This window comes from Burkholderia sp. BKH01, assembly GCF_025685725.1.
In the GTDB taxonomy this organism is placed as follows: Bacteria; Pseudomonadota; Gammaproteobacteria; order Burkholderiales; family Burkholderiaceae; genus Burkholderia; species Burkholderia pyrrocinia_C.
Window position 1 is genome coordinate 346549 of record NZ_JAOTQT010000003.1, and the last position, 23012, is coordinate 369560.

At 68.4% G+C, this 23012-nt stretch carries 16 protein-coding genes and 1 pseudogene; 13 read left to right on the forward strand and 4 right to left on the reverse strand.

Annotated elements, in window-relative coordinates; genetic code table 11:
- Nucleotides 1–13: 13 nt before the first annotated feature.
- Nucleotides 14–1033 carry a zinc-dependent alcohol dehydrogenase family protein gene (locus OEJ37_RS07215; RefSeq protein WP_263343739.1) on the reverse strand — a complete coding sequence of 340 codons (1020 nt, stop codon included), beginning with the start codon at nt 1031–1033 and terminating at the stop codon, nt 14–16.
- 126 nt (nt 1034–1159) lie between these two features.
- On the opposite strand from OEJ37_RS07215, the gene OEJ37_RS07220 reads away from it, so the two are divergent.
- The 7 genes and pseudogenes from OEJ37_RS07220 (at nt 1160) to OEJ37_RS07250 (ending at nt 7525) form a co-directional block, all read left to right on the forward strand.
- Nucleotides 1160–2071, forward strand: a complete 912-nt coding sequence (locus OEJ37_RS07220) for a LysR substrate-binding domain-containing protein (protein ID WP_263343740.1) — start codon at nt 1160–1162, stop codon at nt 2069–2071.
- A gap of 177 nt (nt 2072–2248) precedes the next feature.
- Complete coding sequence (locus tag OEJ37_RS07225; protein WP_263343741.1) at nt 2249–2968, forward strand: SDR family oxidoreductase; 720 nt, start codon at nt 2249–2251, stop codon at nt 2966–2968.
- A 147-nt stretch (nt 2969–3115) separates the two neighbouring features.
- Nucleotides 3116–5074, forward strand: coding sequence for an arylsulfatase (locus OEJ37_RS07230; RefSeq protein WP_263343742.1), 1959 nt, complete (start codon nt 3116–3118; stop codon nt 5072–5074).
- 100 nt (nt 5075–5174) lie between these two features.
- Nucleotides 5175–6224, forward strand: coding sequence for a formylglycine-generating enzyme family protein (locus OEJ37_RS07235; RefSeq protein ID WP_263343743.1), 1050 nt, complete (start codon nt 5175–5177; stop codon nt 6222–6224).
- Nucleotides 6221–7033 (forward strand): MetQ/NlpA family lipoprotein, encoded by an 813-nt coding sequence (locus OEJ37_RS07240; RefSeq protein ID WP_263343745.1) that lies wholly within the window; start codon nt 6221–6223, stop codon nt 7031–7033. The genes OEJ37_RS07235 and OEJ37_RS07240 overlap by 4 nt, the downstream gene beginning before the upstream one ends.
- A pseudogene (locus OEJ37_RS07245) lies at nt 6940–7158 on the forward strand (flagellin N-methylase); the annotation flags it as partial. The gene OEJ37_RS07240 and the pseudogene OEJ37_RS07245, both read left to right, overlap by 94 nt.
- A gap of 40 nt (nt 7159–7198) precedes the next feature.
- Nucleotides 7199–7525 carry an antibiotic biosynthesis monooxygenase family protein gene (locus OEJ37_RS07250; protein ID WP_174420319.1) on the forward strand — a complete coding sequence of 109 codons (327 nt, stop codon included), beginning with the start codon at nt 7199–7201 and terminating at the stop codon, nt 7523–7525.
- Between the two features lie 354 nt (nt 7526–7879).
- Here OEJ37_RS07250 and OEJ37_RS07255 read toward each other — a convergent pair whose 3' ends face one another.
- Nucleotides 7880–8812, reverse strand: coding sequence for a LysR family transcriptional regulator (locus tag OEJ37_RS07255; protein WP_263343747.1), 933 nt, complete (start codon nt 8810–8812; stop codon nt 7880–7882).
- Between the two features lie 205 nt (nt 8813–9017).
- On the opposite strand from OEJ37_RS07255, the gene OEJ37_RS07260 reads away from it, so the two are divergent.
- The 3 genes from OEJ37_RS07260 to OEJ37_RS07270 all read left to right on the forward strand — a co-directional run bounded on the left by OEJ37_RS07260 (nt 9018) and on the right by OEJ37_RS07270 (nt 14937).
- Nucleotides 9018–9791 (forward strand): putative hydro-lyase, encoded by a 774-nt coding sequence (locus tag OEJ37_RS07260; protein WP_174420318.1) that lies wholly within the window; start codon nt 9018–9020, stop codon nt 9789–9791.
- 87 nt (nt 9792–9878) lie between these two features.
- On the forward strand, nt 9879–11177 hold the full coding sequence (locus tag OEJ37_RS07265; protein WP_174420317.1) for an MFS transporter: 1299 nt from the start codon (nt 9879–9881) through the stop codon (nt 11175–11177).
- A 121-nt stretch (nt 11178–11298) separates the two neighbouring features.
- The gene (locus OEJ37_RS07270) at nt 11299–14937 is read left to right on the forward strand and encodes a hydantoinase B/oxoprolinase family protein (protein ID WP_263343749.1); all 3639 of its coding nucleotides are present in this window, start codon (nt 11299–11301) and stop codon (nt 14935–14937) included.
- Between the two features lie 149 nt (nt 14938–15086).
- On the opposite strand, the gene OEJ37_RS07275 is transcribed toward OEJ37_RS07270, so the two are convergent.
- On the reverse strand, nt 15087–15449 hold the full coding sequence (locus OEJ37_RS07275; protein WP_263343751.1) for a hypothetical protein: 363 nt from the start codon (nt 15447–15449) through the stop codon (nt 15087–15089).
- Between the two features lie 192 nt (nt 15450–15641).
- On the opposite strand from OEJ37_RS07275, the gene pdeR reads away from it, so the two are divergent.
- A complete protein-coding gene (gene pdeR / locus OEJ37_RS07280) occupies nt 15642–17645 on the forward strand; it encodes a cyclic di-GMP phosphodiesterase (RefSeq protein ID WP_174420314.1) in 2004 nt (667 codons plus the stop codon).
- A 60-nt stretch (nt 17646–17705) separates the two neighbouring features.
- Here pdeR and OEJ37_RS07285 read toward each other — a convergent pair whose 3' ends face one another.
- Nucleotides 17706–18569 carry a crotonase/enoyl-CoA hydratase family protein gene (locus OEJ37_RS07285; RefSeq protein ID WP_174420313.1) on the reverse strand — a complete coding sequence of 288 codons (864 nt, stop codon included), beginning with the start codon at nt 18567–18569 and terminating at the stop codon, nt 17706–17708.
- Nucleotides 18570–19607: 1038 nt separating this feature from the next.
- On the opposite strand from OEJ37_RS07285, the gene OEJ37_RS07290 reads away from it, so the two are divergent.
- Nucleotides 19608–20330, forward strand: coding sequence for a winged helix-turn-helix domain-containing protein (locus OEJ37_RS07290; protein ID WP_174420311.1), 723 nt, complete (start codon nt 19608–19610; stop codon nt 20328–20330).
- Nucleotides 20331–20334: 4 nt separating this feature from the next.
- Nucleotides 20335–22938, forward strand: coding sequence for an ATP-binding protein (locus OEJ37_RS07295; RefSeq protein WP_263343753.1), 2604 nt, complete (start codon nt 20335–20337; stop codon nt 22936–22938).
- Nucleotides 22939–23012: the final 74 nt, after the last annotated feature.

Below are 23012 nucleotides of genomic sequence, written 5' to 3' on the forward strand. Positions count from 1 at the left end.
CCGCCTTCATCCATCACGAAGCGACGCGAATCACGACCTTGCCGAAATGCTGCCCCGACTGCAGGTACGCATACGCTTGCGGCGCTTCGTCGAAGCCGAACACGCGATCGACCACCGGCTTGATCTGTTTCGCATCGACGAGCCGCACGACGTCGTCGAGCATCGCGCGGCTGCCGACCATGATCCCGTGCAATTGCCGAATGCCGCCGATCAGCGACAGCAGCCCGAGTTCGGGGCCGCCGAACCCGCTGACGCCGCCGATCACCGACACGATGCCGCCCAGCTTCGTCGCGGCGACCGAGCGCGGCAGCGTGTCGTGTCCGCCGACTTCCAGGACGAGATCCGCGCCCGCGCCGCCGGTGAGCCGCAGCACTTCGTGCTCCCACTCGGGCGTCGCGCGATAGTTGATCGTGGCGTCCGCACCGAGTGCGCGGGCGCGGTCGAGCTTCGCGTCGCTCGACGACGTGACGATCGTGCGCAACCCCGCCGCGTGCGCGAGCTGCAGCGCGACGATCGATACGCCGCCCGTGCCGAGCAGCACGACGGTCGAGCCCGGCCCCGCGCCGCCGTCGGCGAACAGCGCGTTCCAGGCTGTGATGCCCGCGCACGACAGCGTCGCCGCTTCGTCGTAGTCGAGATGCGCGGGGATCGTGACCAGCGCCGCTTCGTCGGACACGAAGTGTTCGGCCAGCACGCCGTCGAATTGCGCACCGGGTGAGCCCGAGACTTTCTGCGGCGTGGGCGGCCCGTCGATCCAGCGCGGGAAGTACGTGTTGATCACGCGATCACCCGGCTTGAAGCGCGTGACGTCGCGGCCGGTCTCGACGACTTCGCCGGCGCCGTCGGCGACAGGAATCAGCGCGTCTTTGCCGATGCCGAGATAGTCGCCGCGCGCGAACATCAGGTCGCGGTAGTTCAGTGCGGCCGAATGAATCTTCACGACGACGTCGGTCGGCCCGACCGGCCGGCGTGTCGCGTCGATGCGCCGGAGCCCGGCAATGCCGTCGCCGGGTTTGACTTGCCATGCGTGCATGTCGACTCCTTTTTGAGATAGACCGGCTTATCATAGTGGCGCGCACGGGGACGCATTGGCGAGATTTCGGCCAACGACTGTCGCCTTCACGGACACAAACCTGTTTTCCAACCGGAGCGGAATCGCATGGACGAGCGGCTGAGAGGCGTCGCCGAATTTGTCGACGTCGTGGAGTCGGGCAGCTTCGCGGCGGCGGCGCTGCGCCTCGGCGTCACGCGTTCGGCCGTCGCGAAGGTGGTCGCGCGGCTCGAACGCCGTCTCGGCGCGCGGCTCCTGCAACGCACGACGCGCCAGCTCAGCCTGACCGACGAAGGGCTCGTCTATTACGAGCAGTGCCGGCGGCTGCTGGCCGAACTCGGCGATACGGAGGCCGCGCTCGACGCGGGCCGCCGCGAGCCGTCGGGGCGGCTGCGCATCAGCGTGCCCGTGCTGTTCGGGCGGCAATGCGTGGCGCCCGTCGTGCGGCGCCTCGTCGAGCGTCACCCGCGGCTCGAAATCGACGTGTCGTTCAGCGATCGCGTGGCCGACCTGATCAACGACGGTTTCGACATCGCGGTGCGCATCGGCGAGCTCGCGGATACGAGCACGCTCGTCGGGCGGCGGCTCGGCGTGCAGCGCATGGGCATTTGCGCATCACCCGCGTATCTCGAACGGCATGGCTGGCCGACGGGGCCCAACGAACTCGCGTCGCACGTCGGCATCGTGTATGCGCGCGGCGGGCAGCCCGCGCCGTGGCGGATCATCGGCGCGGACGGCGCGGTGCACGACCATCGCGCGGCCGGCCGCCTGCGGTTCGACGATCTGCAGGCGATCGCCGATGCGGCCGCTGCCGGCGCGGGCCTCGCGTGGCTGCCGTGCTGGTTGATGGCGCCTTACCTGCGCGACGGCCGCCTCGCGCTCGTGATGGACAGCAACAGCGTGTCGGGCGCCGAGGTGTTCGCGGTGCGGCCGTCGTCGCGCCACGTGCCGTCGAAGGTGCGTGTCGTCATCGATGCGTTGGTCGACGAGATTCCGGGGATGCTGGCGTCGGATGACTGAGGCGAGCAGGCGCGCCGCACAAGCGCGCACCGCATTCGGGCGGAGCGGCTGAACGATGCGGGTGCCGGCGACAGTACGCGTTTTTCCGGCACGATGCACAATCGTCCGGAACGCGCATGCGCCGCGTGGCTGCGTACGCATCGCGACTTCTTCGCTTCCTTCCACCAAGGCACGAACATGTCATTTCGCACCTATCTCGTCACCGGCGCGTCGCGCGGCATCGGCTTCGCGGTCAGCACGTTTCTGGCGCAGCGCGGCCATCGCGTCATCGGTCTCGCGCGGAATACGCAGGACATAGACTTCCCCGGCGAATTGCTCGCATGCGATCTCGCCGACATCGAACAGACGGCGGCAACCCTCGCGCGCATCGGCGAGCAATACGACGTCGACGGTATCGTCAACAACGCCGGCATCGCGTTGCCGCAGCCGCTCGGGAAGATCGATTTCCGGTCGCTGCAGGCCGTGTTCGATCTCAACGTGCGGGCCGCGATCCAGGTCACGCAGCACTTTGCGGACGCGATGAAGGCGCGCGGTCGCGGGCGCATCGTCAACATCTGCAGCCGCGCGATTTTCGGCAGCCTCGATCGCACCGCGTATTCGGCCGCGAAGAGTGCACTCGTCGGCTGCACGCGCACGTGGGCGCTCGAACTGGCCGAGCATGGCGTGACCGTCAACGCGGTCGCGCCAGGCCCGATCGAGACCGAACTGTTCCGGCAGACGCGGCCGGTCGGCAGCGAAGCCGAACGCAAGGTGCTCGCGACGATTCCCGCGCGTCGGCTCGGCACGCCCGACGACGTGGCGGCCGCGATCGCGTTCTTCCTGTCCGACGAAGCCGGTTTCGTCACGGGGCAGGTGCTGGCCGTGGACGGCGGCGGCAGCCTCGGCGGGCGGAGCTGACGCATCGCGGCGCGGGCCGCGCCAAACGGCCCGCATCGGGCCGGCATCGCATATTCCCGCACCCCGTTAGCATGTGACGAATCCGACTTTGGGCGCCGCGCGCGCGACGCTAAGATCGCCGATCCCGTAGATCGAGCGCTCACGATAATGAAAAAGTCCGCGTCGCCGTTGCATGCTTTCCGTTTCCGTGTCGTCTGCGCCGCGATCGCCGGCGCGTTGTCGCTCGCATCGTGCGGCGGCGTCGACAGCGATTCGCCGCCTCCGCAGGCCGGCACGACACCGCCGCAGGCCGCAAAGCGCCCGAACATCCTGTACATCATGGCCGACGATCTCGGCTATTCCGACATCCATGCATTCGGCGGCGAGATCAACACGCCGAACCTCGACGCGCTCGTCGCATCGGGCCGCATTCTGTCGAACCATCACACCGGAACCGTCTGCGCGATCACGCGTGCGATGCTGGTGTCCGGCACCGATCACCATCTCGTCGGCGAAGGCACGATGGGTGTGCCGACCGACGAGCGGCGCGGGCTGCCCGGCTACGAGGGCTACCTGAACGACCGCGCGCTGTCGTTCGCACAACTGCTGAAAGACGCCGGCTACCACACGTATATCGCGGGCAAGTGGCACATCGGCTCGGGGATCGTCGGCAGTGCGACGGGCAGCGGGCAGACGCCCGACCAGTGGGGCTTCGAGCGCAGCTACGTGCTGCTCGGCGGTGCGGCGACCAACCACTTTGCGCACGAGCCGGCCGGCTCGTCGAACTACACGGAGGACGGCCGCTACGTGCAGCCTGGCCAGCCCGGGCAGCCGGGCGGTGCGGGCGGCAGCCCGGCCGTGTTCTATTCGACCGATTTCTATACGCAGAAGCTGATCTCGTACATCGATTCGAACCAGCGCGACGGCAAGCCGTTCTTCGCGTACGCGGCGTACACGTCGCCGCACTGGCCGCTCCAGGTGCCCGAACCGTGGCTGCACAAGTACGCGGGCGTCTATGACGCCGGCTACGACGCGATCCGCAACGCGCGGATCGCACGGCAGAAAGCGCTCGGCCTGATTCCCGCCGACTTCAAGCCGTTCGACGGCCTGCCCGAAACGACGGCGGCGTCGCCCGCGACCGCGAACAACGGCACTGCGAGCGCGAAATACATCAGCGCGGTGCATTCGGCCGCGGACGGCTACAGCGACTACGGCACCGGCAAGGTCGACAAGCTGTGGTCGAGCCTGTCGCCGGCCGAGCGCCGTGCGCAGGCACGCTACATGGAGATCTATGCCGGGATGGTCGAGAACCTCGACTACAACATCGGCCTGCTGATCCAGCACCTGAAGGACATCGGCGAATACGACAACACGTTCATCATGTTCCAGTCGGACAACGGCGCGGAAGGCTGGCCGATCGATTCCGGCGCGGACCCGACGGCGACCGACACCGCGAACGCGCAGGAGCCGACCTATTCGGCGCTCGGCACCGACAACGGCAAGCAGAACGCGCAGCGCCTGCAGTACGGGCTGCGCTGGGCCGAAGTGAGCGCGTCGCCGTTCCGGCTCACGAAGGGCTATTCGGCCGAAGGCGGCGTATCGACGCCGACGATCGTGCGCCTGCCCGGCCAGTCGCAGCAGTTGCCGACGCTGCGCGCGTTCACGCACGTGACCGACAACACGGCGACTTTCCTCGCGATCGCGGGCGTCACGCCGCCGTCGCAGCCGGCGCCGCCGCTCGTCAACACGCTGACGGGCGTCGACCAGAACAAGGGCAAGGTGATCTACAACAACCGCTACGTGTATCCGGTCACGGGCCAGTCGCTGCTGCCGGTGCTCACCGGCTCGGCGACGGGCGAGGTGCATACGGTGCCGTTCGGCGACGAAGCGTACGGCCGCGCGTACCTGCGCAGCGCCGACGGCCGCTGGAAGGCGCTTTGGACCGAGCCGCCGCTCGGGCCGCTCGATGGTCACTGGCAGCTGTACGACCTCGCATCGGATCGCGGCGAGACGACCGACGTGTCGGCGCAGAACCCGTCGGTGATCGGCACGCTCGTCGACCAGTGGAAGACCTACATGAGCAACGTCGGCGGCGTCGAGCCGTTGCGTCCGCGCGGTTATTACTGAGCGCCCCCAGACCTGTCTCTTCGCTCCAGGCCCCTCACGGGGACTCCCTTCGGGGCGGAAAACCTGGAGCGGGCAGGCGTTTTCTTGAAAGGACGACACGATGCGGTTCCGGTTCTGGACGATCGGCGCGGCGCTCGCTGCCACGCTGTTCGCCGCCGCGTTCGCGGTGGGCTATTCGAATCCTGCGGCGCCGGCGGGCGGCGCATTTGACGATGCGAATCGCGGCCGCACGCTCGCGCCGCTCGGCTCGGAGCGGCAGTGCGAGCGCTATTCGGGGCTGCCGGCCAAGTGGCGCGACGACCCGAAGGCCGGGATGGTGCATCTGCGCGGCGGCGCGTTCGTGTTCGGCAGCACGCGCGGTTATGCGGACGAGCGCCCGGTCGGCGATGGCCGCACGCGCGTCGGCGGCTTCTGGATCGACCAGACCGACGTGACGATCGCGCAGTTCGCCGCCTTCGTGCAGGCGACCGGGTACGTGACCGAGGCCGAGCAGCAGGGCGGCGCGGCGGTGTTCCATGTGCCGACGCGCGATGAGATGAATGCGCGCGACCTCGCATGGTGGTCGTGGGTGAAGGGTGCGTCGTGGCGTCATCCGCGCGGGCCCGGCAGCGGCGTCGACGGGCTCGGCAACCTGCCCGTCACGCTCGTCACGCAGCGCGATGCGCTCGCGTATGCGCGCTGGCTCGGCCGCGATCTGCCGACCGAGGCCGAATGGGAATACGCGGGCAAGGCCGGCCGCGACGACGCGTCGCTCGACGCGGCGCCGCGCGATGCGCAGGGCAAGCCGGCCGCGAACTACTGGCAGGGCGCGTTCCCGGTGCTCGATACGGCCGAGGACGGTCACGCGGGCCTCGCGCCCGTCGGCTGTTATGCGGCGAACGGCTTCCGCCTCTACGACATGATCGGCAACGCATGGGAATGGACGAAGGACGCATATACGGGCCCGCATCAGCCGCACACCAACGGCGACACGTCGGCCGTCGCGCCGTCGACGCGCCGGCACGATACGCCGACGGTCATCAAGGGTGGTTCGTTCCTGTGTTCGCGCGATTACTGCGTGCGCTATCGCGCGTCGTCGCGCGAACAGCAGGAAGCCGATCTCGGCGCCTCGCACATCGGCTTTCGCACGATCCTGAGGGATGCGTCATGAGGAAGGCTATCGTGCGATCCGTCTCCGTATGGCTGCTGGCCGCGTGCGGTCTCGTGCATCAAGGATCGGCCGTCGCGGCCGAAACGGCGGCACCGGCGGTGCGCGTCGGCGTGACGCGCGGCGTGCATGCGCAGATCCTGGACGAAGTGAAGCGGGTCGCCGCTGCACGAGGGTTGGGCGTCGACGTCGTCGAATTCGACGATGCGTCGCGCATCGATGCGGCGCTTGCCGACGGCCGGATCGACGCGGCCAGCTTCGAGGATGCGCAACAGCTTGCTGCAACACGCGCGCGGAAACGCTACGCGCTGACCGAAGTCGCGCCGACCGTCACGCTGCCGATGGCGCTTTATTCGCGCAAGCTGAAAAACCTGAACGAATTGCCGCCCGGCGCGACGGTCGCGATTCCCGCCGATCCGCGCGGGATGGCGCGCGCGCTCGTGCTGCTGCAGAACGACACGCTGGTGACGCTGCGCGAGCAGGCCGGCCTGCATGCGACGCTGCGCGACGTGACGGGTAACCGGCTCGGTCTGAAACTCGTCGCGCTGCGCCGCGATCGCCTTTACGCCGCGCTCGACACGGCTGCGTTCGTTGCAATCGACAGCGACGATGCCGCACGCGTCGGGCTGCAACCCGCACGCGACAGCATCAGCCTCGAAGATGCGCGTTCGCCGTACGCGAACGTGCTGACGGTGCGCAACGCCGATCGCGCGAAACCGTGGGTCGCGCAACTCGTTGCCGCGTATCACTCGGACAACGTCTCGCGCTTCATCCTCACGCGCTATCAGGATTCGGTTCGGCGGCCGTGGTAGACACGTATCTGCTCGCGTGCAATGCATGCGGACGCTGCTGCAACAGCGCGCCGACGCTGTCGCTGCGCGAACTGTTCCGGCATCGGCACCGCTTCGTCGGCGCGCTGACGATCCGTCGCGTGCCTTACACTTGGCGCTCTTTCAATCGATTCCGACGGAGCGGGCATGTACGCGTCGACCTTCATTTTTCGTGCCGGGCAATACGATGACGAATTCCACCGGCTCGACCGGCAGATCGCCGACATGGCGCGCGCGACGCCCGGCTATCTCGGCGAGGAGACGTGGGAGAGCGCCGAAGCGGGGCTGATCCAGAACGTCTACTACTGGGAATCGGAGGCGGCGCTGCAGCAATTGATGCAGCATCCGGCGCATCTCGAAGCGAAGGCGAAGCAGGCGCGCTGGCTCGACGGCTATCGCGTCGTGATCTCGAAGGTGCTCCGCGAGTACGGCGACGGCAAGCTGACGCAGCCGCATGCGGGGCAATCCGCGTGACCGGCTGTCTGATTCATTTCTTTCGTATTACGGATAAATAACGGGAGGCCGCGCGCGGCCTCCCGTATGCGCATGCGGGCTTCCGCGGCATCGCGTGCAATCAATTCTTCATCAAGCATGGCCGAGACGGCGGGGCTTCGCGTCGTCAGTCTGTCCACAAAGGAGGCGCGATCGCCAGGTTCGGCGGCCATGCCTTCGAACGTTGCCGCGGCCCACGTTCAGTCGGTACGTTGCGTTTCGCCGTCTTTCGGCGCAGCTTGCGCCGCGCGCTTCCGGATCGGGAACATTGCGTTCCGGATCGACGCCTGCGCGTCGATGACCTTGCGGCGACCGGCCGTGCCGGCCCGCACCGCCTCAAAGCGCCTCAACCAACCGCCGCGTACTCTTCTCGCAGTATTCATGACACGCAGCCCGCGCGGCAATCGACGCGCCGTGCACGAACCGCGGCGCATCCGCGCGCCGCGACATCGACACGACGATCGACGGCGGCGACGGTTGCAGCGGCAGCTCGACAACCTCACCACTCTCGATCAGCGCATCCACGAACAGCACCGGAATCGCGGCGACGCCGAAGCCGTCGCGCACGAGCTGCACGATCACCGAGATCGACGGCGAGCCGGTAATGCGCGTGTCCGACAGCGGCACGCCATGCGCATGCGCGAGCGTACGGACGATGTCCTCGAGCGCGCGGTGGGGCGCGGTGCCGCGCCCGTAGGTCAGGATCGGCTGGCGCAGCACCTGCCGCGCAAGGCCCGTGCGCGTGTTCGGCAGCAGCCCCGCGCGCGCGATCCAGCGCACCGGATAGTTCGCGAGCGCGTCGCAGACGACCGACGCCTCGTCGCTGCCCTCGACGCGGATGATCAGGTCGAGCTCGCCGGCCATCAGCCGGCGCTGCAGCACGACGCTGACGTCGACGGTCAGGTCGATCTCGAGCTGCGGATAGTCGGCCGCGAGGCGGCGCATATAGTGCGGCAGCCAGCTATGCACGACGGTCTCGATCACGCCGAGGCGCAGCTTGCCGCGCAGCGCGCTCTCGCCGGACGCGGCGGCCTGCAGCTCCTGCGTCGCCTCGACCACGGCTTTCGCATAGCCGAGCAGGTACTCGCCGTTCGGCGTGAGCCGGAATTCGCGGCTGTCGCGGTCGACGAGCACGGTATGCAATTCGTCCTCGAGCGCCTTCAGGCGCTGCGAGATCGCGGCCGGCGTCGCGTGCAGCGCGGCGGCCGTCGTGCGGAAGTTGCGGAGCTTCGCGAGCGTGACGAAGGTTTCGAGAAAACGCGTGTTCATGGCGGTCGGCAAGGCATTGGGCGCGCAGCTTGCCCCGCTGAAAAAATGAACGGGACCGGGGAAAACCCGAAGATACGTTAAGAAATTCTATACGCGCAGCGCAAAAAAACTCGTTGGCGACAAAATTTTTTCTTTTCTATTCTTCGCCGTATCCGATGACACAACACCGTCATCCCGACCACATCCCGATCTGCCATCGACTCTCATGACGCCTTCCGAATTCCGCCAGTCCGTGCGCCGCGGCGCGTTCCGGGGCCCGACCGCAGGCCACTGCGGCCCGTTCGCGCAAGCCAATCTCGCGATCCTGCCCGATGCGTACGCGCACGATTTCCTGCGCTTTTGTCAGGCGAACCCGAAAGCGTGCCCGCTGCTCGGCGTCGGCGAACCGGGCGCGTTCCGGATCGACGCGCTCGGCGAGGATCTCGACATCCGCACCGACGTGCCGAGCTACAACGTATACCGCGACGGCCGCCTGACCGAGCGCGTCGAGTCGCTGGAAGCGCTGTGGCGCGACGATTTCGTCGTGTTCGCGATCGGCTGCTCGTTCTCGTTCGAGGACATGCTCGCCCGTGAAGGGATCGGGCTGCGCCACGTCGAGGAGGGCCGCAACGTTCCGATGTACCGCACGTCGATTCCGAACCGGCGCGCAGGCATCTTCGGCGGCCGGCTCGTCGTGTCGATGCGGCCGATGCGCGGCGCCGATGCGATCCGCGCGGTGCAGATCACGAGCCGGTTCCCGGGCGTGCACGGCGCGCCGATCCATATCGGCCACCCGCAGGAACTGGGCATCGCGGATCTGAATGCACCCGAATTCGGCGACGCGGTGACGATCCGCGACGGCGAACTGCCGGTGTTCTGGGCGTGCGGCGTGACGCCGCAAACCGCGCTGATGGACGCGAAGCTGCCGATCGCGATCGCGCATACGCCCGGCCACATGCTGATGACCGACATCACGAACGCGTCGCTGGCCGTGTTCTGATCCGGCATCGCGGCGACGTGCGCGACGCACGCACGACACACGACACACCACACGCAATTGACGGCGCATAACGACAGGAGCACCACCATGGAAAGCAAGACCCTCGCGGCACCCGCCGCCGAGCCCGCGAGCCACGAGCGCAGCGGCCTGTTCTCTTGGTACGCGGACGCACAGCCGCGCGAGCGCCGCGCTTTCTGGAGCTGCAAGGTCGGCTACATGCTCGACGGGATGGACACGCAGATGCTGTCGTTCGTGATCCCGACGCTCGTCGCGACCTGGGGCATCTCGCTTGCGGATGCCGGCTTCATCGGCACGATCACGCTGCTCGCATCGGCGCTCGGCGGCTGGATCGCGGGCATCCTGTCCGACCGGATCGGCCGCGTGCGCACGCTGCAGCTCACGGTGCTGTGGTTCGCGGTGTTCACCGCGCTGTGCGGGCTCGCGCAGAACTATCACCAGTTGCTTGCGGCGCGCGCGCTGATGGGCTTCGGCTTCGGCGGCGAATGGACGGCCGGCGCGGTGCTGATCGGCGAGGTGATCCGTGCGCGCGATCGCGGCAAGGCGGTCGGCCTCGTGCAGTCGGGCTGGGCGATCGGCTGGGGGCTGTGCGCGCTGCTGTATGCGCTGTTGTTCTCGGTGCTGCCGGCCGAGCAGGCTTGGCGCGCGCTGTTCCTCGTCGGGCTGGCGCCCGCGCTGCTGGTCGTCGCGATCCGCCGATACGTGAAGGAGCCGGACGTCTACGAGAAGGAGAAGGCCGCGCAGGCGACGGTGGCCGACGCGCCGCGCATCACCGAGATCTTCGCGCCGAAGCTGATCACGACGACGCTGCGCGCGGCGCTGCTGACGACCGGCGCGCAGGGCGGCTACTACGCGATCACGACGTGGCTGCCGACCTTCCTGAAGACCGAGCGGCACCTGACGGTGATGGGCACCGGCGGGTATCTCGCGATGATCATCTTCGGCTCGTGGGTCGGTTACCTGACGAGCGCATACCTGACCGACCGCCTCGGCCGCAAGCCGAACTTCATCCTGTTCGCGGTCGGCTCGATGGTGATTGCGTTCGCGTACACGTCGCTGAACCTGACCAACGCGTCGATGCTGTGGCTCGGCTTCCCGCTCGGCTTCTTCGCATCGGGCATCTTCTCGGGGATGGGCGCGTTCCTCACCGAACTGTTCCCGACCCGCGTGCGCGGCTCGGGCCAGGGCTTCTGCTACAACGTGGGCCGCGCGATTGGCGCACTGTTCCCGTTCCTGATCGGCGCGCTGTCGAAGCAGTACGGCCTCGGCACGAGCATCGGGATCTTCGCGGTTGCCGCGTACGGCGTGGTGATCGTCGCCGCGCTGACGCTGCCCGAGACGCGCGGCCGCGAACTCGACGCCGCGTAAGCGGCAGCGGCCCGCGCGGCTCTTTCACCCCTTTTCCCCTTTTTACCGGCACCACCACGCGGCGCGCGACGCGCGCCGTGCGGCGGCGCTCGTCCCGCGATTTCACGACGCATCGACCATCATGACCGACCGACACCTTTCTCCCGTTCCCTCTGACGCCGCGCGCTGGCAATTCTGGATCGACCGCGGCGGCACGTTCACCGACATCGTCGCGCGCCGGCCCGACGGCACGCTCGTCACGCACAAGCTGCTGTCGGAGAACCCCGAGCAATACCGCGACGCGGCGGTGGCCGGCATCCGCCACCTGCTCGGCCTCGCCGACGGCGAGCCGATCACGCCCGAGCGCGTCGACATGGTGAAGATGGGCACGACGGTCGCGACCAACGCGCTGCTCGAACGCAAGGGCGAACGCACCGCGCTCGCGACGACGCGCGGCTTTCGCGATGTGCTGCGCATCGCGTACCAGAACCGGCCGCGGCTGTTCGATCTCGACATCGTGCTGCCCGATGCGCTGTACGAGACCGTCGTCGAGATCGACGAGCGCATCGGCGCGCACGGCGACGTCGTCGTACCGCTCGATGCACCGGATGCCGAAGCGTCGTTGCGCCGCGTGTTCGACACCGGCGTGCGTGCGCTCGCGATCGTGCTGATCCACGGCTACCGCTACACGGCGCATGAACGCGCGCTCGCGGAGCTCGCGCGCCGCATCGGCTTCACGCAGGTATCGGTGTCGCACGAGGTGTCGCCGCTGATGAAGATGGTGTCGCGCGGCGATACGACCGTCGTCGACGCGTACCTGTCGCCGATCCTGCGTCGTTATGTCGAGCAGGTCGCGCACGAGATGCCGGGCGTGAACCTGCAGTTCATGCAGAGCAGCGGCGGGCTGACGCGCGCCGATGCGTTCCAGGGCAAGGACGCGATCCTGTCGGGCCCGGCGGGCGGCATCGTCGGGATGGTGCGCGCCGCGCGCGCGGCCGGCTTCGGCCAGGTGATCGGCTTCGACATGGGCGGCACGTCGACCGACGTGTCGCATTACAACGGCGAATTCGAGCGCGTGTTCGAGACGCAGGTGGCCGGCGTGCGGATGCGCGCGCCGATGATGAGCATCCACACGGTCGCCGCGGGCGGCGGCTCGGTGCTCGGCTTCGACGGCGCGCGGCTGCGCGTCGGGCCCGAATCGGCCGGCGCGAACCCGGGGCCGGCGGCGTACCGGCGCGGCGGCCCGCTGACGGTGACCGACTGCAACGTGATGCTCGGCAAGATCCAGCCCGATCATTTCCCGCGCGTGTTCGGCCCGCACGCGGACGAGCCGCTCGACCGCGACGGCGTGGTCGCGAAGTTCGAAGCGCTTGCCGATGAAATCCATGCGGCGACGGGGCGGCGCGAAACGCCGGAGGCGCTCGCCGAGGGTTTCCTGGAAATCGCGATCGGCAGCATGGCGAACGCGATCAAGAAGATCTCCGTGCAGCGCGGCCACGACGTGTCGCGCTATGTGCTGACGACGTTCGGCGGCGCGGGCGGCCAGCACGCGTGCGGCGTGGCCGACGCGCTCGGGATGACGCAGGTGTTCGCGCATCCGCTCGCGGGCGTGCTGTCCGCATACGGGATGGGCCTCGCCGACCAGACCGCGATGCGCGAGCGCGCGGTCGAGGCCGTGCTGTCCGATGCATCGCTGCCGGCGCTGAACGCGGCACTCGACCGGCTGGCCGACGAGGCCGTCGGCGCGCTGCTAGAACAGGGCGTACCGCCGGAGCGGATCGCGACCGAGCGGCGCGTGCACCTGCGCTACCAGGGCACCGATTCGGCGCTCGACGTGCCGGCCGGCAGCGTCGACGCGATGCGGCAGGCGTTCGAGGCCGCGTACCGGCAGCGCTACGCGTTCCTGATGCCCGGCACGCCGCTCGTCGCCGAGCTGGCGTCGGTCGAGGCGATCGGCCGCTCCGACGCGCCGGTGGACATCGCGCCGCTGGCCCCGCGCGGGGACGGCGCTGCGCCGCGAGCCGATTCCGCCGTGCGCTTCTATTCCGGCGGCCAGTGGCACGACGCGGCGCTCTATGTGCGCGACACGCTGCTCGCAGCCGACGCGATCGACGGCCCGGCGATCATTGCGGAGAAGAACGGTACCACCGTCGTCGAGCCCGGCTGGCGCGCGCGGATGACCGCGCAGGGCAACCTGGTGCTGACGCGCACGACGCCGCTGCCGACGCGCCGCTCGCTCGGCACCGATGCCGATCCGGTGCGGCTCGAGATCTTCAACAACCTGTTCATGTCGATCGCCGAGCAGATGGGGCTGCGGCTGCAGAACACCGCGTACTCGGTGAACATCAAGGAGCGGCTCGACTTCTCGTGCGCGATCTTCGACGGCGACGGCAACCTGATCGCGAACGCGCCGCACATGCCCGTGCATCTCGGCTCGATGGGCGAGAGCATCCGCACGGTGATCGAGCGCAACCGCGGCCGCATGCACGACGGCGACGTGTTCATGCTGAACGACCCGTATCACGGCGGCACGCACCTGCCGGACGTGACCGTCATCACGCCGGTGTTCGCGGACGGCTCGGACGCGCCGCTGTTCTACGTCGGCTCGCGCGGCCACCATGCGGACATCGGCGGCACGACGCCGGGCTCGATGCCGCCCGATTCGACGCATATCGACGAGGAAGGCGTGCTGATCGACAACTGGCAGCTCGTGTCGGCCGGCGTGCTGCGCGACGCCGACACGCGCGCGCTGCTCGCATCGGGCCGCTACCCGGCGCGCAACGTCGAGCAGAACATGGCCGACCTGCGCGCGCAGGTCGCCGCGAACCAGAAGGGCGTCGACGAACTGCGCCGGATGGTCGCGCAGTTCGGCCGCGACGTCGTGCTCGCGTTCATGGGGCACGTGCAGGACAACGCGGAAGAGGCGGTGCGGCGCGTGATCGGCGCGCTGCAGGACGGCGCGTACCGCTACCCGCTCGACAACGGCGCGGAGATTCGCGTCGCGATCCGCGTCGACCGCACGGCGCGGTGCGCGGAGATCGATTTCACCGGCACGTCCGCGCAGCTCGACAACAACTTCAACGCGCCGAAGGCGGTGTGCATGGCCGCCGTGCTGTACGTGTTCCGCACGCTGGTCGGCGACGACATCCCGCTGAACGCCGGCTGCCTGAAGCCGCTCACGGTGATCGTGCCGGCGCGCTCGATGCTGAACCCCGAGTATCCGGCCGCGGTCGTGTCGGGCAACGTCGAGACGTCGTCGGCGATCACCAACGCGCTGTACGGCGCGCTCGGCTGCGTCGCGTCGAGCCAGGGGACGATGAATAACTTCACATTCGGCAACGATCGCTACCAGTACTACGAGACGATCGCGGGCGGCAGCGGCGCGGGCGACGGCTTCGCGGGCGTCGGCGCGGTGCAGACCCACATGACGAACTCGCGGCTCACCGATCCGGAGGTGCTCGAATGGCGCTACCCGGTGCGGCTCGATTCGCACCGGATCCGCGCCGGCTCGGGCGGCGGCGGGCGCTGGCGCGGCGGCGACGGCGCGGTGCGGCGAATCCGCTTCCTCGAACCGATGACCGCGTCGATCCTGTCGAACAACCGGATCCACGCGCCGTTCGGCGCGGCGGGCGGCGCGGCCGGCGCGCTCGGCCGCAATACGATCGAGCGCGCGGACGGCACGGTCGAGACGCTCGACCATATCGGCCGCGCGCAGATGGCGCCGGGCGACGTGTTCGTCGTCGAAACGCCGGGCGGCGGCGGATACGGCGCGGCCGGCTGAGCCGCGACCGACGCGCGGCAGCGGCGACGGCGGGTGTTCGTGCGCAACGGCGGACGCCCGCCGCACGTCTCGCGCGCCGGTCGCGACGGCGGCCGTACCGGTTCCACCCGCGCTGCCGTCCGGCCAGGGAATTCGACGACGCTACGGGATCAGATAAAACACGTCGCATCGGCAGCGTCGCGATATTGCAACCGACTGTGGAATAAAGCGGCGCATTCACGCCAGAACAGAAACAAATTGGCCGGATTTCGCGTCGCCGGAACACGATCCGACCCTGCCGCCGTGGTCCGGAATTTTATCGGTCCCCATATTTTTGGGATTTCCAGAAACCCCTTGTGGATCAAGTGGTTACGATCATCGCGCCGACTCCTCGGCGCATTGCTCCATCCGCTCTTGAGCATGCCGCCAATCATGAAAAATCCGGCTTGCCAATCGAGTCCCGATTCCTTGACACTCTGCTCTAAATGTGAGTGCCAATCCTCATCGTCATTTGATAAGATGGCTCTCATCATTCGTTAGGCAGAACCTGCGCGCTTCACGCGCGAACGCCGGGTCGCATTAGTTGGAAACAAGTACGGATCGAGGGCCATTGGCACGGCATTACGGCTGCCCTGCCGGGAACGCGCGCTGCGCGGCCCGGGAAGGCGGTCGGCCAACTCGCCTCCGTCTACACTGTGCGTTTTTTTCTGGATCGGGGCGTGTCCATGGATGACGAAAACGATAGCGCGGTGCTCGAGGCGCATGTCGGTACGCGCAGCCCCTGCTGGCGTCTCGGCAGCGACAGCAATGCGCTCGAACTGGCCGCCGTCCGCGGCCTGACCAACGTCGCCATTTCGCTGACGGTCGAGCAGGCCGCGCGCATTCGCGAGCTGACGGGCGTCACGTCGCACCTCGTGCTCGACATCGCATTGTTCGGCGAGCGGGTCAGCCTCCATCTCGTCGGCAGGAAGGTCAACACGACCGACTGGGCCGGCACGGCCTCCGCCTATTCCGATGCCGTGTCCGTCGCGGAAGATCTCTCGCACGGGCTCGCGTTCGCCGAGCAGGTCGTGTCCGAAGTGAATTCGCTGGTCGTGATCCTCGACCGCAACGGGATGGTGCAGCGCTTCAACCGCCTGTGCGAGGAAGTGACGGGCAAGCGCGAGGTCGACGTGATCGGCCGCAGCGCGTTCGAACTGTTCATGAGCCCTGAGCAGGGCGCGCAGTCGCGCAGCAACATCACGGGCTTTTTCGCGAGCAACCACTCGTTCGCGGTCGAGCGCTACATCAATACGGTCAACGGGCCGCGCCTGTTCCAGTTCCGCAACAAGTTCGTGCAGAGCGGCAGCGGCGTCGAAGAGCAGTTCCTGATCTGCTCGGGCATCGACATCACCGAGGAGCGCAACGCGCAGCATCGGCTCATCGAGCTCGCGAACACCGACGTGCTCACCGGGCTGCCGAACCGCCACGCGATCAGCGAGCGCATCCATGCGGCGATCGCCGCGGAGAGCGCCGCGTCGCGCGGCCAGGTCGGCATCCTGTTCCTCGATCTCGACAACTTCAAGCGCGTCAACGATCACTACGGCCACATCACCGGCGACCGCCTGCTGCAGGACGTATCGACGATCATCAGCGGCTGCCTGCCGTCCGGCGCGACGCTCGCGCGGCTCGGCGGCGACGAATTCCTCGTGCTGTTCGAGCACGGCACGCGGCCGCTGCTCGAAGCGACCGCGCAGATCATCCTCGAACGGATGCGCACGCCGATCCACCTCGGGCTGATGGAGGTCTACACGAGCTGCTCGATCGGCATCGCGATGCATCCGCAGCACGGCGATTCGCTCGAGACGCTGATCCGCAGCGCGGACACCGCGATGTACGTCGCGAAGGAAGAAGGCAAGCACACGTATCGCGTGTTCTCGCTGGAGATGAACCAGAAGGTCGCGAAGTACATGTGGCTCGACACGAACCTGCGCAAGGCGCTCGAGGAAGAGCAGTTCGTGCTGCACTACCAGCCGGTCGTCGATATCGCGACCGGCGAAGTGCATGGCGCCGAAGCGCTGATCCGCTGGCAGTCGCCCGATCGCGGGCTCGTCGCGCCGGTCGAGTTCATCCGCTTCGCGGAGGAGTCGGGGCTGATCGCGCCGCTCGGGCGCTGGGTGATGCGCACCGCGGCCGCGCAGGCCGCCGCGTGGAAGGCGAAGGGGCTCGGCATCCGGATCGCGGTGAACGTGTCCGCGCGGCAGTTGCAGGACATGAACGTCGTGCACCAGTTCTCGTCGATTCTCGACGGCGCGGGGCTCAAGCCCGGCCTGCTCGACATCGAGCTGACCGAGAGCTGCTTCATCGAGGACGAGGAGGCGGCCATCGGGCTGATGCGGCAGTTCCGCCAGCTCGGCGCGGAGATCCATCTCGACGATTTCGGCACCGGCTATTCGTCGCTGTCGCAGTTGTCGCGCCTGCCGCTCGACGCGATCAAGCTCGATCGCACCTTCATCACTGGCATTGACCGCAATCCGCGCTCGCAGGCGCTGGTGCGCTCGGTCGTGTCGCTCGCGAAGGCGCTGAATTTCGCGGTGGTCGCCGAAGGCGTCGAGACGCATGCGGAAGCCGACTTCCTCAAGCAGCTCGACGTCGATCACGCGCAGGGCTACTACTACGCCCGGCCGATGCCGGCGCAGGCATTCGAGGCGTGGCTCGCGGAGACGAGAAAGCTCAGGCTGATCGCCTGAGCTTCGTTCCGCGAAGAGGGGCGCCGCCGGCAACCGGCGGCGCCCGCCGCCTTACACGCCTTACACCGTGCGCAGCTTCGACACGCGCCGGTTCTGCAGCATCACCAGGCGTTCCATGTACGCGAGGTCCTTCGGCTCGATCGTGAACGCCGCATGCACCCACGCTTCCGTGATGTCCATCAGCTCCGAGCGCGACAACTGGAACACGCGCTCGCGTGCACGCAGCATCGCTCGCACGCCGTTCAGCTTCGGCTTCATCACGTCGATGAACGTGCGCGTCGCGAGATACGCGTCACCGGCGTCGAACGTCTGGTCGATCAGCCCGCGGTCCTCGTACCACTCGGCCGCATGCGTTTCGCCGGTCGAGATCAGCGATTCCGCGAGGCCGCGGTCCGCCTTGCGCGCGACGAGCGAATAGCCGCCCATGCCCGGGAACAGGTTGAACGCGATCTCGGGGAACCCGAGCTTCACACCCTTCTGCGCGAGCACGTAGTGATGCGCGAGCGCGGCCTCGAAGCCGCCGCCGAGCGCGCTGCCCTCGACCATCGCGATCGAGATTGACCCGGTGCCGAAGCCCGTGTAGATCTCGTACACGCCGTCGATGCACGAGCGCGCATAGGCCATCAGCTGATCGCGCCGGCCGCTGCGGATCGCGTCGACGAAGAAGCTCAGGTCGCCGCCGACATTGAACAGCTCGGGGACGAGCGAGCCCGTCACCCAGAAGTCGAACGGCAGGCCCGAGTCGCGTGCGACGCGCGCGAGATGGATGATGTCGGTGACGAGTTGCTGGTTGAAACACGGCCGCGGCTCCGATCGCAGCATCATCCACATGACGTTGCGTCCTTCTTCGTAAAAGGCAGTCAGTTGCGTGAGTTCGCCGGCTTCATAAAACGGGCGGCACGCCGGATGGGATTGGAGTTGCATGGTATGTCCTCGTGAGTTGTGGTTTGCGTTTGAAGAACCGTCGCGTGTCCGTTCCATGCGAATGCAAGAAGGCCGCATGGCACCGGTCGCGCGGCATCGCCATTGTTGCGCGCACAAACTCGGCCGCTTTGTTGAATGGGCCACCCGATCGCGCGTTGGCGATCGCGAGGCAGCAGGAAAATCGGTTACATGCGACCGTATCGATGCGCGTGACATCCATGCGATGCAGGAAGCCGGTTTCTCGCGGATTTCGCGCAGGGCATGCGCGCCTCGGCAGGCCGTCGACGTTTCGGCGACGGAAATGGCGATGCGGCGCGGAGGTCGTTTCCGGTGTGTGCCGGAGCCGTGAAGCCGGCAGACCGCGCTGGTATTTCGCGTGTGAATTTTTTATCGGGAAGCGACAGCGACAGCGACGGCGACGCGGAGCGATCGCCGCTACGACGGAAACCGGACGGGCCACGAGTGCGTGAGTGCGTGAGTGCGTGAGTGCGGTGAACGCCGTGAACGGCACCGTGACGCCGAACGCGGCACGCGCGATCATGATCGGAAAGCGGCAGCGCGACGTCGATTTCATTCGTCATGCAGATCGATCGACGAGATCGCCGCGGATCGATGCGCTCGTCGGGCGCGCGTGACGTGTCGGCGGCCCGATCGTGTTCGGGCGTCGGGTCGCCTGCGCGGTCGGCGTCCCTGCGTGGCCGGCGCGCCCGGTTGCCGTACGCACCTCGGCTCGCCCGTTCGGACGGCGGTCCGGGCAGGGTATTCACCGATCGCGGCGCGGTTCCGCCGGGATTTTGCGACGTTAGAATCCCGCGCGCGTTTTATATGCACCACGCGAAGGCGAAAGGGGCGCCCCGCCCATCCTTATGCCGATTCGCGTTCGAGGGAACTTGCCAGGATTGGCCCGAATCGGCCACCATTCGCTTCCGGCCCGACTGCGTCATACACCGCAGCCCGGCCTCATACCGACAGAAATGCCAGTCCGCACCGCGCGGCCGATCGAATCGGCGCGCGCGATGGGCTTGGAGGAGAACACCCATGTCAGAAAAACATCGGATCCTGGTGCTGGACGACGACCCGGAAGTGCGCGCCTGGCTGAAGGGCGTGCTGGAAGAGGCCGGGTTCGAGGTCTCGGCGGTCGACAGCGCCGCCCGGATGCAGCAGCAGCTCGCGGCCGCGCCGCACGCGCTCGTGATTCTCGACCTGAAGCTGCGCGGCGAGGACGGCCTGACGGTCGCGCGCGAACTGCGGCGCCGGTCCGACGTGTCGATCATCATGATCAGCGGCCTTGGCGACGAGACGGATCGCGTACTCGGCCTTGAGACCGCGGCCGACGATTTCGTCACGAAACCGTTCTCCGGGCGCGAACTGATCGCGCGGGTGCGGGCCCAGCTGCGGCGCACGACCGAACTGTCGATGCCGCGCCCTGCGTCGAACGGCGGCGGCCCGCGCTACTGCTTCGACGGCTGGACGATGGACGTGGCCGCGCGCACGCTGACGCACAACGGCGGCCCGTGCGCGCTGACGCAGGGTGAATTCGAGCTGCTCGCCGCGATGGTGCAGCAGCCGTCGCGCGTCTGGTCGCGCGACCAGTTGCTCGAACATACGCGTGGCTTCGGCATCGACGTGTACGACCGGACGATCGACGTGCTGATCCTGCGCCTGCGCCGCAAGATCGAGCCGAATCCCGAGCAGCCGACCTATATCCGCACGCAGCGCGGCATCGGCTACGTGTTCGCGGTGCCCGTCGTGCGCGTGTGACCCGATGCGCACGACGTTCAGGCTGTTGCCGCCGTGGAGTGTCCGGGCCAAGCTGATCGCGACGTTCCTGCTGCTGTTCGGCATCACGCTCGCGGTCGTGGTGGTGGGCGTGCTCGGCATGCGCGCGAACCAGAACGCACTCGACGAATACGAGGCGAACGTGGTGCCGGAGATTGCCCGCGCGCTCGAGTTGTCGGACAAGGTCGCGCAGCTCGCCGCAGTCGCGCCGAGCATGATGCTGACCGATTCGCCGGACTTGCTGCACAACGACACCGAGCTGATGCGCGGCCTGCTCGGCGACATCCGTCGGCTGTCGCCGGGTTTCGGCAAACAGCCGGGCCCCGCCGCGAAGGCGGGGGAGCAGCTCGCGGTGATCGACGATCTCGACGCGATCGACCAGGATCTCGCCCGGCTGCTGATCGTGTCGGGCCGGCAGCGGCAGCTCAAGGAGGAGTTGGGCGAACTGCGCGTCGCGAACGACCGCATCGGCGACAGCATCGCGCGCGACAAGAGCGTGATCGCGCAGCGCGCGCCGACGCTGCTCGAGATCTGGGCCCGCACGGCCGGTGCGCTGCAGGCGGCGAACGCGGCGGAGCTCGGCAGCGCGGAAAGCGATAACGAGGCGCTGTGGCTGCGCGTGCGCGAACGCGGCGAAGACCGCCGCCAGCCGGCGCTCGCCGACGCGCTGCAGCGCCTCGATGGCGGCGCGCGCAGCGTGTTCGCGGTGCGCCGCGCGTTCCTGTCGAGCGAAGCGCAGACGGGCTATCTCGTCACGCTCCTGCGCGGCCATGCGGATCACCTGAGCGGCAAGTCGGCGCGCTACGTCGAGCGGTTGCGGCAGATCGCCAGCGAGCGCAGCGACAAGGTGCGCAAGGTCGCGGTGTCCAGCCAGTCGGGCCTGCTGCTGCTGGCCGTCGCGGGCGTCGCGGTGGCGCTGCTCGGCGTCGCGTATGCGAGCCGCATCCTGCACAAGCTGCAGGCGATGACGCGCGTGATGGCGCGACTCGCGAAAGGGATCACGTCCGACCGGATGCCGTCGACACACCGGCCGGACGAAATCGGCGAGCTGGCGCGCGCGTTCGAGGTGTTCCGCACCAACCTGATCGAGAAGGAGCAACTGACCCAGGGGCTCGAGTCGCAGCGCCGCCTGCAGGAGTCGGTACTCAACTCGATGAACGACGGGGTGTCCGTCCACGACACGCACGGCAGCCTGATCGCGTGGAATCCGACCTTCGCGACGCTGCTCGGGATCGATCCGGGCGCGCTGCATGCGGGCCTGTCGCTCGCGACGCTGCGGCAGGCGATGCATCAGCCCGCGCGCTGGCGCCAGGTATCGCGCGAGACCGCGACCCGCACGTCGGACGGCGCGCGCATCGCCGCGTCGGCCGAACTGCACCTGCGCGACCAGCGGACCCTCGAATTCCACTGCCAGCCGCTTCCGGACGGCGGATGGGTGGCGGTCTGCCGCGACCTGACGAGCCGGCGCGCGGTCGAGGCGGAGCTGCGCCAGGCGCAGAAGATGGACGTGCTCGGCCAGCTGACGGGCGGCGTCGCGCACGATTTCAACAACTTCCTCGTCGCGATACTCGGCAACCTGGAGCTGCTGCTGCCACGGCTCGACGGGCAGCAGGATGCGCAGACGATGGCCGAGCGGGCGCGCCGCGCGGCCGAGCGCGCGTCGCGGCTCACGCGGCGGCTGCTCGCGTTCGCGCGGCGCCAGCCGCTGCAGGCCGAGCGCGTGTCGGTCAGGGCGATGCTCGCCGAGATGCTCGATCTCGTCGAATACTCGGCGGGCCAGCGGGTGGCCGTCGTGCTGGAGCCGGCCGCCGAGCCGATGTGGGTGCACGTCGACCGCGGCCAGCTCGAGAACGCGGTCCTCAACCTGGCGCTCAACAGCGCCGCCGCGATGCCGGGCGGCGGGACGCTGGCGCTGGCCGCGCGCCGCGAACCGGCGGCCGACGGTGCCGCCGCGCCGCATGCGATCGTGCTGAGCGTCACCGACACGGGCTGCGGGATCGCGCCGGTGCTGCTCGACAAGGTGATCGAGCCGTTCTTCACGACCAAGGCGGCGGGCGAGGGGAGCGGGCTCGGGCTCAGCAGCGTCTACGGCTTCGTGCGCCAGAGCGGCGGCGATCTGCGCATCCACAGCGAGGTCGGCCACGGGACGCGCGTCGAACTGTGGCTGCCCGAGAGCGCGCCGCCCGAACGGCGCGGCGCGCCGGCCGACACGGCGGCCGCGCCCGTTGTTGGGCAGGCCGGTGCCCGCGTGCTCGTGGTCGACGACGATCCCGAAGTGCGCGACACGGCGCTCAGCCAGTTCGCGGCGCTCGGCGCGCGGGCCGACGCGGTGGCGACCGGCGACGCGGCATTGCGCTGGCTGGCCGAGCACGGCCCCGTCACGCTCGTGCTGTCGGACATCTCGCTCGGCGCGGGCGGCAGCGGCATCGCGTTCGCGGCGCGGCTCGCCGAGCGCTGGCCGGCGCAGCGCGTCGCGCTCACCTCGGGCCTGCCGCCCGAGATTCATCAGACCCATCCGGACTGGCGCGCGGACCTGCCGTTCGTGCCGAAGCCGTTCGACCTGGCGGCACTTGCCGCGCTGCTGGGCTGACGCGCGACGGCGATTGTTTCGATTGTTAATGGCGCGACGCGTTTCCGAAATTTTCGATTAACCGGACTGGAGTC

Excerpts from the sequence above, each read along its gene's own strand:
- OEJ37_RS07240 (WP_263343745.1), top strand. The coding sequence starts at position 6,221 with ATGAGGAAGGCTATCGTGCGATCCGTCTCCGTATGGCTGCTGGCCGCG.
- OEJ37_RS07235 (WP_263343743.1), top strand. The coding sequence starts at position 5,175 with ATGCGGTTCCGGTTCTGGACGATCGGCGCGGCGCTCGCTGCCACGCTG.
- OEJ37_RS07295 (WP_263343753.1), top strand. The coding sequence starts at position 20,335 with ATGCGCACGACGTTCAGGCTGTTGCCGCCGTGGAGTGTCCGGGCCAAG.
- OEJ37_RS07250 (WP_174420319.1), top strand. The coding sequence starts at position 7,199 with ATGTACGCGTCGACCTTCATTTTTCGTGCCGGGCAATACGATGACGAA.
- OEJ37_RS07260 (WP_174420318.1), top strand. The coding sequence starts at position 9,018 with ATGACGCCTTCCGAATTCCGCCAGTCCGTGCGCCGCGGCGCGTTCCGG.
- pdeR (WP_174420314.1), top strand. The coding sequence starts at position 15,642 with ATGGATGACGAAAACGATAGCGCGGTGCTCGAGGCGCATGTCGGTACG.
- OEJ37_RS07270 (WP_263343749.1), top strand. The coding sequence starts at position 11,299 with ATGACCGACCGACACCTTTCTCCCGTTCCCTCTGACGCCGCGCGCTGG.
- OEJ37_RS07225 (WP_263343741.1), top strand. The coding sequence starts at position 2,249 with ATGTCATTTCGCACCTATCTCGTCACCGGCGCGTCGCGCGGCATCGGC.
- OEJ37_RS07255 (WP_263343747.1), bottom strand. The coding sequence starts at position 8,812 with ATGAACACGCGTTTTCTCGAAACCTTCGTCACGCTCGCGAAGCTCCGC.
- OEJ37_RS07290 (WP_174420311.1), top strand. The coding sequence starts at position 19,608 with ATGTCAGAAAAACATCGGATCCTGGTGCTGGACGACGACCCGGAAGTG.
- OEJ37_RS07215 (WP_263343739.1), bottom strand. The coding sequence starts at position 1,033 with ATGCACGCATGGCAAGTCAAACCCGGCGACGGCATTGCCGGGCTCCGG.
- OEJ37_RS07265 (WP_174420317.1), top strand. The coding sequence starts at position 9,879 with ATGGAAAGCAAGACCCTCGCGGCACCCGCCGCCGAGCCCGCGAGCCAC.
- OEJ37_RS07275 (WP_263343751.1), bottom strand. The coding sequence starts at position 15,449 with ATGATGAGAGCCATCTTATCAAATGACGATGAGGATTGGCACTCACAT.
- OEJ37_RS07230 (WP_263343742.1), top strand. The coding sequence starts at position 3,116 with ATGAAAAAGTCCGCGTCGCCGTTGCATGCTTTCCGTTTCCGTGTCGTC.
- OEJ37_RS07220 (WP_263343740.1), top strand. The coding sequence starts at position 1,160 with ATGGACGAGCGGCTGAGAGGCGTCGCCGAATTTGTCGACGTCGTGGAG.
- OEJ37_RS07285 (WP_174420313.1), bottom strand. The coding sequence starts at position 18,569 with ATGCAACTCCAATCCCATCCGGCGTGCCGCCCGTTTTATGAAGCCGGC.